The 13,147-nt window shown below is 67.9% G+C and carries 13 protein-coding genes, 1 pseudogene and 1 riboswitch; of the genes and pseudogenes, 8 read left to right on the top strand and 6 right to left on the bottom strand.

What is annotated here, in order from left to right:
- The first annotated feature begins 17 nt into the window (after window positions 1-17).
- The 6 genes from GO606_RS07450 (at window position 18) to GO606_RS07425 (ending at window position 6,429) form a co-directional block, all read left to right on the top strand.
- Complete coding sequence (locus tag GO606_RS07450; protein ID WP_246979434.1) at window positions 18-1,430, top strand: efflux transporter outer membrane subunit; 1,413 nt, start codon at window positions 18-20, stop codon at window positions 1,428-1,430.
- A 316-nt stretch (window positions 1,431-1,746) separates the two neighbouring features.
- The gene (locus GO606_RS07445; RefSeq protein WP_169120875.1) at window positions 1,747-2,295 is read left to right on the top strand and encodes an iron transporter; all 549 of its coding nucleotides are present in this window, start codon (window positions 1,747-1,749) and stop codon (window positions 2,293-2,295) included.
- Between the two features lies 1 nt (window position 2,296).
- Entirely contained in the window at window positions 2,297-3,784 is a 1,488-nt protein-coding gene (locus tag GO606_RS07440) for a carbohydrate porin (RefSeq protein ID WP_169120877.1), read from the top strand.
- A gap of 82 nt (window positions 3,785-3,866) precedes the next feature.
- Window positions 3,867-4,205, top strand: a complete 339-nt coding sequence (locus GO606_RS07435; RefSeq protein WP_169119514.1) for a cupredoxin domain-containing protein — start codon at window positions 3,867-3,869, stop codon at window positions 4,203-4,205.
- A 20-nt stretch (window positions 4,206-4,225) separates the two neighbouring features.
- The gene (locus GO606_RS07430; RefSeq protein ID WP_169119515.1) at window positions 4,226-5,038 is read left to right on the top strand and encodes an FTR1 family iron permease; all 813 of its coding nucleotides are present in this window, start codon (window positions 4,226-4,228) and stop codon (window positions 5,036-5,038) included.
- A 2-nt stretch (window positions 5,039-5,040) separates the two neighbouring features.
- Window positions 5,041-6,429, top strand: coding sequence for a 4Fe-4S binding protein (locus tag GO606_RS07425; RefSeq protein WP_169119516.1), 1,389 nt, complete (start codon window positions 5,041-5,043; stop codon window positions 6,427-6,429).
- Window positions 6,430-6,504: 75 nt separating this feature from the next.
- On the opposite strand, the gene infA is transcribed toward GO606_RS07425, so the two are convergent.
- On the bottom strand, window positions 6,505-6,765 hold the full coding sequence (infA, locus tag GO606_RS07420; protein ID WP_053421334.1) for a translation initiation factor IF-1: 261 nt from the start codon (window positions 6,763-6,765) through the stop codon (window positions 6,505-6,507).
- A gap of 149 nt (window positions 6,766-6,914) precedes the next feature.
- Window positions 6,915-7,121, bottom strand: a complete 207-nt coding sequence (locus GO606_RS07415) for a cold-shock protein (RefSeq protein ID WP_041645847.1) — start codon at window positions 7,119-7,121, stop codon at window positions 6,915-6,917.
- 317 nt (window positions 7,122-7,438) lie between these two features.
- Window positions 7,439-7,507, top strand: a riboswitch (S-adenosyl-L-homocysteine riboswitch).
- Between the two features lie 75 nt (window positions 7,508-7,582).
- Between GO606_RS07415 and ahcY the strand changes: the two genes are divergently transcribed.
- Window positions 7,583-9,007 (top strand): adenosylhomocysteinase, encoded by a 1,425-nt coding sequence (ahcY, locus tag GO606_RS07410; RefSeq protein ID WP_169119517.1) that lies wholly within the window; start codon window positions 7,583-7,585, stop codon window positions 9,005-9,007.
- Window positions 9,008-9,019: 12 nt separating this feature from the next.
- A complete protein-coding gene (metF, locus tag GO606_RS07405; RefSeq protein ID WP_169119518.1) occupies window positions 9,020-9,853 on the top strand; it encodes a methylenetetrahydrofolate reductase [NAD(P)H] in 834 nt (277 codons plus the stop codon).
- A 33-nt stretch (window positions 9,854-9,886) separates the two neighbouring features.
- On the opposite strand, the gene GO606_RS22100 is transcribed toward metF, so the two are convergent.
- The 4 genes and pseudogenes from GO606_RS22100 to GO606_RS07385 form a co-directional block, all read right to left on the bottom strand.
- Entirely contained in the window at window positions 9,887-10,219 is a 333-nt protein-coding gene (locus GO606_RS22100; protein WP_425532202.1) for a CZB domain-containing protein, read from the bottom strand.
- A gap of 81 nt (window positions 10,220-10,300) precedes the next feature.
- Window positions 10,301-10,990, bottom strand: a pseudogene (locus tag GO606_RS22095) (methyl-accepting chemotaxis protein); the annotation flags it as partial.
- Window positions 10,991-11,122: 132 nt separating this feature from the next.
- Window positions 11,123-11,419, bottom strand: a complete 297-nt coding sequence (locus GO606_RS07390) for a hypothetical protein (RefSeq protein ID WP_169119520.1) — start codon at window positions 11,417-11,419, stop codon at window positions 11,123-11,125.
- 102 nt (window positions 11,420-11,521) lie between these two features.
- On the bottom strand, window positions 11,522-13,048 hold the full coding sequence (locus GO606_RS07385) for a helicase HerA-like domain-containing protein (protein WP_169119531.1): 1,527 nt from the start codon (window positions 13,046-13,048) through the stop codon (window positions 11,522-11,524).
- Window positions 13,049-13,147: the final 99 nt, after the last annotated feature.

The following is a 13,147-nucleotide window of genomic DNA, read 5'->3' as shown; positions in this document are numbered from 1 at the left end:
GGCGTGGACGGCGCGCTTTGCTCCTCGCCGTCGTTGCGCTGCTCGTCGCCGGCTGCGCGATCACCGAGCCGGCGACGCGGCCAGCGCTGAGGATGCCGTCGGGCTGGTCCGAGCCCGTACCCGCCGTCGCGATGCAACCGGGCGCCGGCTGGTGGCGCAGTTTCTCGTCGGCCCAGCTCGAAGGCCTGATCGACGCGGCGCTCGCCGGCAGCCCCGATTTCCGCATCGCGGCGGAACGCGTGCGCCAGGCCGAGATCCAGTTGCGCACCGCCGGCGCGTCGCTGCTGCCATTCGCCACCGTCGGCGGCGACACCGACTGGCGGCGCACCGACCCCGCGAGAGAACGTGCGATCGACAGCGAATCGTCGGGCGCGAGCCTCGCGATCCGCTACGAAGTCGACCTGTGGGGCCGGCTCGCGGCGGGCGTCGTCGGCGCGGATGCGAGCCTTGCAGCGACCCGCCACGACTTCGACGCGGTGCGGCTGACGCTCGTCACCGGCGTCGCGAGCACGTATTTCCAGCTGCTCACGACCCGCACCCGCCTCGACATCGCCCGCGACAACCTCGCGATCGCCGAGCGCGTGTTCGACATCGTCGAGGCCCGCTATCGCAACGGCGCGGCCTCCGCGCTCGACGTCAGCCGCCAGCGCGGCACCGTGCTCGCGCAGCGCGCCGCGCTGCTGCCGCTCGAAAACCAGGAGCGCCAGACGCTCACCGCGCTCGCGGTGCTGCTCGGCCGCATCCCGCAGGACTTCGGCGTCGACGGCGAAACGCTCGCCGCGCTGGCGATTCCCGAAGTCGCACCGGGCCTGCCTGCCGACCTGCTGGTGCGCCGCCCGGACCTCGCCAGCGCCGAAGCGCAGCTCGCCGGGGCGGACGCCGACGTCGCCGCCGCGCGCGCCGCGCTTTTGCCATCGGTGCAGCTTTCCGGCTCGGCCGGCCTCGCGAGCACGGCGCTGCTGTCGCTCGCGAATCCGTCGAACAGCATCGCGCTCAGCGCGAGCCTTGCGCAGACACTGTTCGACGGCGGGCGGCTGCGCGGCGACGTCGAGGCGGCGCGCTCGCGCCGGCGCGAATTCGTCGAGAATTACCGCGCCGCGATCTTCACCGCGCTGAAAGAGGTCGAGGACGCGCTCGGCAACGCCGACCGCAACCGCCGCCAGGAAGACCTCCAGCAACGGGTCCGCGACGAGGCAGCGCGCGCGCTGCGGCTCGCCGAACTGCGCTACCGAGAAGGCGCCGACGACCTCCTCGCGGTGCTCGACGCCCAGCGCACGCTGTTCCAGGCGCAGGACCAGCTCGCGCAGCTGCGCTTCGCGCGGCTCGCCGCCGCGCTCGACCTCTTCAAGGCGCTCGGCGGCGGGTGGGAAGATTCCGGCCCGGCAGCTTCCGGCAACGGCGAAAACATGCGGTATGTATCCCGGCGATGACGCGCGCGACTGACCGAGCGTCCGACCCTTCACCGGCAAGCCCGGCCCAGCGGCTGCCCGGTTGACGGCCGCACCCCGCACCGCGCGGCAGCGCATTCCAACTGATCGACGAGGGTTGATGCCACACGGGCGGCGCTGCTCCCGCCGCCCGTCCCGCCCCCTTCCCCTCCGTCGTCCTGCGGCCGGGGTATGCGTTCGACAAGGACAAAATCTCGATTTCGCTATTGCGAACTCTTCTCATTCTTCTTATCATTCTCGCACGTTCCAACTCATGCATGCCGCACCCTGTCCACTGCAATTTTCGAAAGGATTCCCGATGCACCGTTTCCCGCTTCGCCCCCTCGCCGTCGCCGCGCTGGCCACCCTGTCGTTCGCCGCCCACGCCCTCGAATATCCGATCGGCACCCCGCAGCACCACAACGGCATGGAAATCGCGGCTGTCTACCTCCAGCCGATCGACATGGAGCCGGAAGGCATGATGAAAAAGGCCGCGGAGTCCGACATCCACATCGAGGCCGACATCCGCGCGCTGGCGAACAATCCGAACGGCTTCGAGGAAGGCAGCTGGATTCCGTACCTGACGGTCAAGTTCGAGATCGCGAAGCTCGGCAGCGACTGGAAGCAGGCGGGCGAATTCATGCCGATGGTGGCGAGCGACGGCCCGCATTACGGCGACAACATCAAACTCGCGGGCCCGGGCAAGTACAAGGTCAAATACACGATCCTGCCGCCGGGCGCCGCCCACCACGGCAGCCACTTCGGCCGCCACACCGACCGCGCGACCGGCGTGCGGCCGTGGTTCAAGGAGTTCGAGGTCGAGAACGAGTTCACGTACGTCGGCGTCGGCAAGAAGGGCGGCTACTGAAATGGCGCTGACCCGATTTGCCCGCACGGCCGTGGCGCTCGCGGTGCTGGGCGCAGCCAGTGCGAGCCACGCCGCGCCCGCCCAGGACAAGGTGCTTGCCGAACTCAAGCGGCTCGCCGAACGGATCGAGAAACTCGAACAGCGCAACAGCGAACTCGAAGCACGGCTCGCGGCGACCACCAAGCCCGCTCCGGCGCTCGCGCAGCGCGTCGAAGCGCTGGAACAGGCGAACCAGGAGCTCGCCACGAGCCTCCAGAGCGACCGCATCAGCGAGCGTGAGCCGGAGCTCGCGATCCGGCTCAAGGCGATCGAGGAGCGGACCAACGCGATGGGCGCGCCGTCGCGCCTGGCGGAGGCCCTCGACGGCATCGCGGTCGAAGGCAGCGTCGCCACCGTCGCGCAGCGGATCGACGGCGACGCGCGCGAAAGCGGCAGGCATGAATCGCAGCTGTCATGGCGCGGCGACCTCGGCATCACGCTGCCGGCCGGCGACATCGGTCAGGGCCAGGGGGAGTTCTACACGCAGTTGCGGATGGGCCAGGGCGACAGCTTCACCGGCCTGAAGCCGACCTTCACCGGCGCGTTCAACAGTCTCGCGTTCCAGGCGGGCGGCGGCTCGGAGGAAACCTACGCGATCGTCGCGCAGGCCTGGTACCAGCTGACGACGCCGCTCGGCGATCGCGGCGCCGATTCGCCGCACAGCCTGCAGCTCACCGTCGGCAAGATGGACCCGTTCGTGTTCTTCGACCAGAACGCGATCGCCGACAACGAAGCCGGGAAGTTCCTCAACAACGTCTTCGTGCATAACCCGATGCTTGACTCGGGCGGCGCGGTCGGCGCCGACAGCTACGGTTTCACGCCCGGCCTGCGCCTCGCGTACCGCAACGAAAGCGGCGCGCCCGACTGGTGGCAGGCGTCGATCGCGGCGTTCGGCGCCGGCGAAGGCGCGCGCTTCGGGCGCAGCTTCGACAAGCCGTTCGTCATCGGCCAGCTCGAGTACGGGCGCAAGAGCCACGGCTTCGACGGCACCTACCGCCTGTATGCGTGGCGCAACGGCCAGTACGAAGGCTTCGACGCGACGAGCCGCAGCGCCAGCGGCTGGGGCGCGAGCGTCGACCAGCGCGTGCATGAGGACGTGACGCTGTTCGCGCGCTACGGCCAGTCGAGCAGCGGCAAGGCCGCGTTCGACCGCGCCGTGACGGTCGGCACCGAGATCGCCGGCAACGCCTGGGGACGCGGCGCCGACAGCGTCGGCTTCGCCTGGGGCTGGCTGCGCGCGAGCGACGAATTCCGCGACGCCGCCCCGCTGCTCGACGATTTCGGCTTCGCCGCGCGCGGCGCCGAGCAGGTTGCCGAGCTGTACTACCGCTGGCACCTGAACGACCAGCTGTCGCTGACGCCGGACCTGCAATACGTGCGTCGCGCCGCCGCCGACCCGGACGCGAAAGCGATCACCGTCATCGGCCTGCGCGGGCTGTATGCGTTCTAGGCCTGCACACCCTCCTGCCCCGCCCGGCCTCCCCGCCCCGCGCGGGGTTTTTGTCATTTTCGCCATTGCGGAATCCCCGATCGTGATTCTTCCGCGCCTGATCGCCCGTACGCTGGGCATCGCCGCCCTGATGGCGGCAACCGCCGTGCAGGCCGAATTGCCGACGTTCGAAGTCGTGGCCGAAAACGGCCGCTTCACGCCCGACACGATAACGGTGCCGGCCAACACCCGCTTTCGCCTGCAGCTGACGAACCGCAACGCCGGCCCCGAGGAGTTCGAGACGACGAATCCGTTCAAGGAGCTCGTCGTCGCGCCGGGCGTGACGCGCAGCACCATCTTTCCGCCGCTGAAGCCGGGCACCTACCCGTTCTTCGGCGAGTTCCACCCCGACACGGCAAAAGGCCGGTTCGTCGCCCAGTAACCGCAGGTTCAGGAAACATCATGGGTAATTCGCTCTTCATCGTGTGGCGCGAGAGCGTCGAAGCGATCCTGGTGATCAGCATCCTCTACGCGTGGATTCGCGCCCGCGGCGACGGCCGCATCGGCGTCCATCACCTGTGGGCGGGCGTGGCCGGCGGGCTGCTGCTCGCCGGCGTGCTCGCGCTGGCGATGCTCGGACTGCAGAGCCAGCTCGCCGGCGACGCGCTGGAGGCGTTCCAGGCCGCCATCGTCATCATCGCCGCCGGCCTGATCACGCATATGGTGTTGTGGATGCGCGCGCACGGCCGGCACCTGAAGCGCGAGCTCGAAGCGGGCCTGTCGAAAGCCGCCGACGCCGCGGGCGGCGCATCGGTCGCGCTGCTCGCGGCGATCGCGGTCGGCCGCGAAGGGGCCGAGACCGTGCTGTTCCTGTACGGCCTCGGCGTCGAGCAGTCCGGCGACGCGCTGCACCGCATGCTCGCCGGCGCCGGCCTCGGCTTCGTGCTGGCGCTGGCCACCGCGTGGCTGATCCAGCGCGGCTCGCACTGGCTGCCGAGCCGCGTTTTCTTCCGCGCGACCGAGATCGTGCTGTGCCTGCTCGCCGCCGCGCTGCTCGTCTCGGGCGTCGAGCGGCTGATCAACATGGAATGGCTGCCGCCGCTCCTCGAACCGGTATGGGACAGCTCCGCGCTGCTCGCCGACGGCAGCGCGGCTGGCGGCATCGCCGCGGCGTTCGCCGGCTACCGCGCGCAGCCGTCGCTGACGGTGCTGATCGCGTGGTTCGGCTACTGGACGCTGTTCGCGTGGCTCGGCCGCTCGCCCCGGAGAGCCTGACCATGACGAGCAGCTGCAGCCTGCCCGCGATGCGCCCGCCGCGGCTCGCCCGCCTCGGCGACCTGATGCGCCGTCACAGCAACTGGATCGTCGGGGTCCAGTGGGCAGTGCTCGTCGCCTACGTTTTCCTCGTTGTCACGCCGGCTTTCCTGCCGCTGCCCGAATCCGGCGCGCACCTGTGGGACAACCTCACGCTGTTCGCGCAGTTCGTGTTCTGGGGCATCTGGTGGCCGTTCGTGCTGGTGTCGATGATGCTGATGGGGCGCGTGTGGTGCGGCGTGCTGTGCCCGGAAGGCTTCGTCGCCGAGCAGGTGTCGCGCGTCGGCCTCGGCCGTCCGGTGCCGCACTGGATCAAGTGGGGCGGCTGGCCGTTCGTCGCGTTCCTCGCGACGACGGTGTATGGGCAGCTCGTCAGCGTGTATGAATATCCCAAAGCCGTGCTGCTCGTGCTTGGCGGCTCGACCGTCGCAGCGGCTGCGGTCGGCCTCGTGTATGGCCGCGGCAAGCGCGTGTGGTGCCGCCACCTGTGCCCGGTCGGCGGCGTGTTCGGCCTGCTCGCGCGGCTCGCACCGGTGCATTTCCGCACCGATCGCGAAGCGTGGCGAGCGCATCCGGAAAAACCGGTCACGCTGGTCAATTGCGCGCCGCTGGTCGACATCCGCCGCATGGAAAGCGCCGCCGCGTGCCACATGTGCGGGCGCTGCAGCGGTCATCGCGACGCGGTGCAGCTGGCCGGGCGCATGCCCGGCGCCGAAGTCGCGAGACTGCGCAGCGATGAAACCGACGTCTGGGAAGCGCGCCTGCTGGTGTTCGGTGTCATCGGCACCGCGATCGGCGCGTTCCAGTGGTCGGCGTCGCCGTGGTTCGTGCAGGCCAAGCTCGCTGCCGCCGAATGGCTCGTCGAGCGCGACGCCTTCGCGCTGCTCGACAGCGACATTCCGTGGTGGGTGCTGACGCATTACCCCGAAGCGAACGACGTGTTCACGTGGCTCGACGGCCTGATGATTCTCGGCTACATCGGCACGACGGCGCTCGTCATCGGCGGCTGGATCACGCTGTGGCTGCGTGCCGCCGGGTGGCTCCTCGGCGAGGCGGCGGCGCACCGGCGGCTCGCCTACGCGCTGATTCCGCTCGGCGGCGTCGGCGTGTTCCTCGGCCTGTCGGCGCTGACCGTCACGCTGCTGAGCGCCGAAGGCATCGTGCTCGCGAGCCTGCCGCTCGTGCGCGGACTGCTGCTCGCCGTGGCGACCGGCGCGAGCCTCGTGCTCGGCGCGCTGCACGTGCGGCGAGCGCCGTCGTCCGGCGCGCGCCGGGTCGCTGCGCTGCTCGCTTTTTGCACTGCAGCCGCAGGCGCGGTCGCGCCGTGGGTGACGATGTTCTTTGTCTGGTGAAACGGAGTGCGGGCGAGGACAGCAGCCCGTCGCGCCGACGCATTCAGGCGGCCAGGCCCTGAATGCCGGACGCGATCAGCGTCTGCGCCGCTGCTGGGGACCGAGAGGCCCGCGGCCTTCGATATGGCGGAAAGTGATACGCCCCTTGCTGAGGTCGTAAGGGGAAAGTTCGAGTGAAACCTTGTCGCCGCACAGGATGCGGATGTGGTGCTTGCGCATCTTGCCCGCGGAATAGGCAACGAGGTTGTGGCCGTTGTCGAGGGTGACGCGGAAACGGGAGTCGGGCAGGACTTCAACTACCATCCCGCTCATTTCGATCAGTTCTTCCTTGGCGATGACGATTTCTCCAGAAGGAAAGCAGAAAGGGAAAAAATCCGGCACACGCCGTGATTTTTCCCTCGGGGAGGCGTTCTTGAAGGAATGCCGGGGTCCCGGCCCCGCGGGGCCGAGGGCATGGCATTGCTGCCATGCCGCGCCGGGAACGCTCAGTCAGCCGGACGGATGTTCGACGCCTGCTGGCCTTTCGGGCCGGAGGTGACGTCGAAGCTGACGCGCTGGCCTTCGGCCAGGGTCTTGAAACCCTGTCCCTGGATCGCGGAGAAGTGCGCGAAAAGATCGTCGCCACCGCTTTCCGGGGTGATGAAACCGAAGCCTTTGGAGTCGTTGAACCACTTTACGGTACCTGTTGCCATGTCTTGAATATCCTGAAAAATGAAGGGACGTGCCCTGGGGTGAGGGCGAAGCTCAAGACGGCAGGGTGATGAGGGAGAGATACCGCAGAAAAGCAGATACTGAACCGGACAACAACGGTGCTACTTGAAGATCGCTGCGGTGCACTGTGGACTGGATCACCGGGTTTTGCAAACGGAACGCACATTCTTACATCTGCGCGGTTTCGGATGGATCACTGTCGCCTCTCCGGTTCTCGCCGTTCCGGGCCGGTCCGAAAGGGCGCGGCGGCAAATCGAAGCGGTGCTCCACGCGCCGTCGCGGACAGTTATAATCCCGGCCTGCCGAGGAGCGCTGCGAGACTTTCGTCCCAGGCTCGGCTCATTTTCCGCAACTGCGCTCACCTTAACCCGTGCCGGGCACGGGGTGACGAAGGTGAGCCCACCGCAGCACCCCTTCCCGGCCACACGTTCAAGGAACTCACATGAACTCTGTGGCTGAAAACTTCACCGATCACGTCGTCGCCGACCTCGGGCTCGCCGCCTGGGGCCGCAAGGAAATCCGCATCGCCGAGACCGAGATGCCCGGCCTGATGGCGATCCGCGAGGAGTTCGCCGCCGCGCAGCCGCTCAAGGGCGCGCGCATCACCGGCTCGCTGCACATGACGATCCAGACCGCGGTGTTGATCGAGACGCTGACCGCGCTGGGCGCCGATGTGCGCTGGGCGTCGTGCAACATCTTCTCGACGCAGGACCACGCCGCGGCCGCGATCGCCGTGTCGGGCGTGCCGGTATTCGCGGTCAAGGGCGAGTCGCTCGCCGACTACTGGGACTACACGCACCGCATCTTCGAATGGCCGGCCGCGAACGGCAGCACCGTCTTCAGCAACATGATCCTCGACGACGGCGGCGACGCGACGCTGCTGCTGCACCTGGGCGCACGCGCCGAGAAGGATATTTCGGTGCTCGAGAAGCCCGCTTCGGAGGAGGAGCGCATCCTGTTCGCAGCGATCCGCACGAAGCTCGCGACCGACCCGACGTGGTATTCGGTGCGTCTCGCCGCGATCCGCGGCGTCACCGAGGAGACGACGACCGGCGTGCATCGCCTGTACCAGATGTTCGAGCGCGGCGAACTGAAGTTCCCGGCGATCAACGTCAATGATTCGGTGACGAAGTCGAAATTCGACAACCTCTACGGCTGCCGCGAGTCGCTCGTCGACGGCATCAAGCGCGCGACCGACGTCATGATCGCCGGCAAGGTCGCGCTCGTCTGCGGCTACGGCGACGTCGGCAAGGGCTCGGCGCAGGCGCTGCGCGCGCTGTCGGCGCAAGTGTGGGTCACCGAGATCGACCCGATCTGCGCGCTGCAGGCGGCGATGGAAGGCTACCGCGTCGTGACGATGGACTACGCCGCCGAACATGCCGACATCTTCGTCACCTGCACCGGCAACTACCACGTGATCACGCACGACCACATGGCGAAAATGAAGGACCAGGCGATCGTCTGCAACATCGGCCACTTCGACAACGAGATCGACGTTGCGAGCATCGAAGGCTACGAGTGGGAAGAGATCAAGCCGCAGGTCGATCACGTGATCTTCCCGGACGGAAAACGCATCATCCTGCTCGCGAAAGGCCGCCTCGTGAATCTCGGCTGCGCCACCGGCCATCCGTCCTACGTGATGTCGTCATCGTTCGCGAACCAGACCATCGCGCAGATCGAGCTCTTCACGCGCACCGCGGACTACCCGGTGGGCGTCTATACCCTGCCGAAGCACCTCGACGAGAAAGTCGCGCGGCTGCAGCTGAAGAAGCTCAACGCGCAGCTCACCGAGCTGCGCCCGGACCAGGCGGCCTACATCGGCGTGCCGGTCGAAGGGCCGTACAAGTCGGCCCACTACCGCTACTGATCGGGGCGCATCATGCACAGACCCGAACTTTCGATCGAATTCTTCCCGCCGCAGACGCCCGATGGGGAAGAAAAACTGCGAGCGACGCGCGCGGCGCTCGCGGCGCTGAAGCCGGCGTTTTTCTCGGTGACGTACGGCGCAGGCGGCTCGACGCGCGAGCGCACATTCTCGACCGTCAGGGAGATCGCCGCCGACGGCTTCGAAGCCGCTCCGCACCTGTCGTGCATCGGCTCGACGCGCGCCGGCATCCGTGAAATCCTCGACGACTACGCGTCGGCCGGGATCCGGCGCATCGTCGCGCTGCGCGGCGACCTACCGTCGGGCGTCGGCGATCCCGGCGAGTTCCGCTACGCCAACGAGCTCGTCGAATTCATCCGCGCCGAGACCGGCGACCGCTTCCGCATCGAGGTCGCGGCCTATCCCGAATGGCACCCGCAGGCCAAAAGTCCGAAGGACGATCTGCTCGCGTTCAGGCGCAAGGCCGAGGCCGGCGCCGATTCGGCGATCACGCAGTACTTCTACAACTTCGACGCCTACCTCCACTTCGTCGATGAAGTCCGCGCGATGGGCCTCGACATCCCGATCGTCCCCGGCATCATGCCGATCGGCAGCTTCTCGAAGCTCGCGCGCTTCTCCGACGCGTGCGGCGCCGAGATCCCGCGCTGGATGCGCAAGAAGTTCGAAGCCTACGGCGACGACACGGAGTCGATCCGCGCGTTCGGCCTCGACGTCGTTACCGACCTGTGCGAACGCCTGCTCGCCGCCGGCGCGCCGGGCCTGCACTTCTACAGCATGAACCAAGCGAGCCTGACGACGGCGATCTGCGAGCGGCTCAAGCTGGGTTGACGATAGTGAGGAAAGCCTTCGCGTGAAGGCTCCTCAGACGGCAACCGGATGCGCGCTGTTGGCGATATCCTGCAGGCAATCCATCACCTCGATGCTCGCCGTCTCCATCGCGGCGATGTCCTGCAGGCCCGCCTGGCTGTCGCCCGACAGCAAGCGCTCCACCGCGCGGCGTCCGCCGTCGTGCACCCGCGCGTGCGGCGCTTCAAGCCGCCGGTAGGCCGGCAGGCCCGCGAAGCGCTTGCCGGCGCCCTCGTAATACCAATGACCAAGCCGGCAATTGTGATGACTGGAGAATTCGTCCGGCCGCTTCCCCGAATGCCCCGACGCCGCCTTGTAGACCTCCATCTTGTAGATCAGGTGGTCCATCTTCGCCAGTTCGATGAAGCTGCGCACCGCCGCATCCCGCATCATGTCGGCCATGCCGCGCGCGAGCCTGGACAGCTCGGTCATGCTGCTGCGCGCGTCGCGCCCCTGGGAGGCGGCGTCGGCCGCCTTGCCCGCCAGCGCCTGGATCACCTCCTGCGCCTGTCCGGTTTCCCCCTGGATCGCGCCGACCAGTTCGGATATCTCGTTGGTCGCCGCCGCGGTGCGTTCGGCCAGCTTGCGCACCTCGTCGGCGACCACCGCGAAGCCCCGCCCCTGCTCGCCCGCGCGCGCGGCTTCGATCGCCGCGTTGAGTGCGAGCAGGTTCGTCTGGTCGGCGATCTCGCGGATCAGGCGGACGATGCCGTCGATCTGGCTCGCGCGCTGGTTGAGGTGATGGACCGAGTCGACCGTCCCGCGGGTTTCCTCGGCAAGCCGGTCGAGCCGCTCGGCGATCCGCTCGATTGCCGCCGCGCTGTCGCCGGCGGACTGCGTCGAACGGTGCGCGGCCTCCTGCTGGCCATTCAGTCCGTCGGCGAGTTGGCCGAAAGTTCCCTGCACCGTGACCAGCGTCTGGCCGTAGGTCTTGAGATTGCCGAACAAGGCTTCGAGCACCGCCTTGCGCTGCGTCACCTCCGCGCACGCCGTGCGCTGCGCGTCCAGCTTCGCTTCCAGGTCGGCTGCGCGCTGCTGTTCACGCGCGAGGTCCTCCCTGCTCGCCGCCAGTTCCTGCCGCAGCGCCGCGAGTTCCGCCCCGCGTCCAAACCATCCCATGTCGCACTCTCCATCGATCGCATTGGTCAGCCTGCGGCGCCCTCGCGCACGCACCGTCGGACATGCTTTCCTGTCATCAGCGTTATCGGCAGAATGCCAGACGAGTTTAAGGCTATTTCGATCTTTTAGCGGTCAGCTCATGCCGTGGCGCCGCATCCAGGTGCGAAAATCCTCCTTCGCCGCAGCGCCCCGCAGGCGTCCGAGATGCAGCACGAGGTTTTCCACCATCGTGTGCGCGGCTATCGCGGCCATTACCTCCAGCCTCGCCTCGGCGGTCATGCCATGTTCGGCGAGTTGGCGGTCGATGGCGCAGAAATGCTGCGCCATCAGGCTGCGCGCTTCGTGCTCGCCGATGGCGAGGTCACCGAAGTCGATGCTGTCTTCGGCTTCGATCTCGGCAATCAATGATTCGATGGATTGTGGCGTCATCGGGACCTCCATCCGGCAATCGGTGGCGGTTGGACCCGCGCCCCTCTCGCCAGTGCCCGGCGCCGGGTGATTACCGAATGCGAACGCCGGGCGAGCGGGATATCAGCGCTTGCGGCTGCTTCCGCCGAACAGCGAGCCGAGCACGCCGCGCACGATCTGCCGTCCGACCGAACTGCCGATCGTGCGCGCGACGGTTTTCGCCGCGATATCGACGAGCCCGTCGCGTTTGCCGCCGCGTGGGCCGGTCGAACCGAACAGGATGTCGCCCATGCCGCCCATCAGGCCGCCCGACCCCGTACCTTCGGCCGGGCCAGGTCCGGAAGCCTGGGCTGCATCCGCCGCGGTCGCCGCAGCCGCCTGCGCCCGCAGTAATTCGTACGCGGACTCGCGGTCGAGCAGCTTCTCGTAATGGCCGTACAGCACCGAGCCGCGGATCGCCTGGCTGCGCTCGTCGACCGTCAGCGCGCCGAGTCGCGAGAAGGGCGCGATGACGGCGGCGCGTTCGACGATTTCGGGACGGCCTTTTTCATCGAGGAAGGACACCAGCGCTTCGCCGACGCCCAGTTCGGTGATTGCCGTTGCAGCGTCGAACGCCGGGTTCGCGCGCATCGTCTCGGCAGCGGTCTTGACGGCTTTCTGGTCACGCGGCGTGAACGCACGCAACGCGTGCTGGACGCGGTTGCCGAGCTGGCCGAGCACGGACTCGGGCACGTCGAGCGGATTCTGGGTGACGAAATACACGCCGACGCCTTTCGAGCGGATCAGCCGCACGACCTGCTCGACCTTGTCGACGAGAGCTTTCGGCGCGTCGTCGAACAAGAGATGCGCCTCGTCGAAGAAGAACACCAGCTTCGGCCGGTCGAGGTCACCGACTTCGGGCAACTGCTCGAAGAGCTCCGCGAGCATCCACAGCAGGAAAGTCGAATACAGCGCCGGCGAGTGGTACAGCTTGTCGGCGGCGAGCACGTTGATGACGCCGCGGCCCTCGGCGTCGGTCTGCATCAGATCAGCGAGGTCGAGCATCGGCTCGCCGAAGAACCGGTCGCCGCCCTGCTCCTCGAGCGCGAGCAGGCCGCGCTGGATCGCGCCGATCGATGCTGCCGAGACGTTGCCGTACTGCGTCGTGACGGACTTCGCGTTCTCGCCGACGTGCTGCACCATCGCGCGCAGGTCCTTCAGGTCGAGCAGCAGCAGGCCGTTGTCGTCGGCGATGCGGAAGACGATCTGCAGCACGCCGGCCTGCGTCTCGTTGAGGTTCAGGAGGCGCGCGAGCAGCAGCGGCCCCATGTCGGACACCGTTGCGCGCACCGGGTGGCCGGACTCGCCGAACACGTCCCAGAACACCACGGTGTTGGCGCGCGGCGTGTAGTCGGTGATGCCGATCGCGGCGAGGCGCTGCAGCAGCTTGTCGCTCGCGACGCCGGGCGCCCCGATGCCGGACAGGTCGCCCTTGATGTCGGCGACGAACACCGGCACGCCGATGCTGGCGAAGGATTCGGCCATTTTCTGCAGCGTCACCGTCTTGCCGGTGCCGGTCGCGCCGGCGACCAGGCCGTGCCGGTTCGCGAGCCGCGGCAACAGGTTGATGTCCTTGTTCCCGGCGCGGGCGATCAGGAGCGGCTCGACCATGGCGAAATCCTCGATGGATGAATTCATGAATTCATGAATTCATGAATTCGCCCGAGTTTAGCAGGATGCCGGGGCGCAGGCCTCCGGCACCCCGCGGCG

This window comes from Aromatoleum anaerobium, assembly GCF_012910705.2.
GTDB lineage: Bacteria > Pseudomonadota > Gammaproteobacteria > Burkholderiales > Rhodocyclaceae > Aromatoleum > Aromatoleum anaerobium.
Note: the sequence above shows the minus strand (reverse complement) of the source record. Positions and strands in the feature narration are given on the sequence as shown.

Coding starts and splice junctions, on each gene's coding strand:
- GO606_RS07425 (WP_169119516.1), top strand. CDS start 5,041: ATGACGAGCAGCTGCAGCCTGCCCGCGATGCGCCCGCCGCGGCTCGCC.
- GO606_RS22100 (WP_425532202.1), bottom strand. CDS start 10,219: ATGGACCACCTGATCTACAAGATGGAGGTCTACAAGGCGGCGTCGGGG.
- GO606_RS07440 (WP_169120877.1), top strand. CDS start 2,297: ATGGCGCTGACCCGATTTGCCCGCACGGCCGTGGCGCTCGCGGTGCTG.
- ahcY (WP_169119517.1), top strand. CDS start 7,583: ATGAACTCTGTGGCTGAAAACTTCACCGATCACGTCGTCGCCGACCTC.
- GO606_RS07390 (WP_169119520.1), bottom strand. CDS start 11,419: ATGACGCCACAATCCATCGAATCATTGATTGCCGAGATCGAAGCCGAA.
- GO606_RS07385 (WP_169119531.1), bottom strand. CDS start 13,048: ATGGTCGAGCCGCTCCTGATCGCCCGCGCCGGGAACAAGGACATCAAC.
- metF (WP_169119518.1), top strand. CDS start 9,020: ATGCACAGACCCGAACTTTCGATCGAATTCTTCCCGCCGCAGACGCCC.
- GO606_RS07445 (WP_169120875.1), top strand. CDS start 1,747: ATGCACCGTTTCCCGCTTCGCCCCCTCGCCGTCGCCGCGCTGGCCACC.
- GO606_RS07415 (WP_041645847.1), bottom strand. CDS start 7,121: ATGGCAACAGGTACCGTAAAGTGGTTCAACGACTCCAAAGGCTTCGGT.
- GO606_RS07430 (WP_169119515.1), top strand. CDS start 4,226: ATGGGTAATTCGCTCTTCATCGTGTGGCGCGAGAGCGTCGAAGCGATC.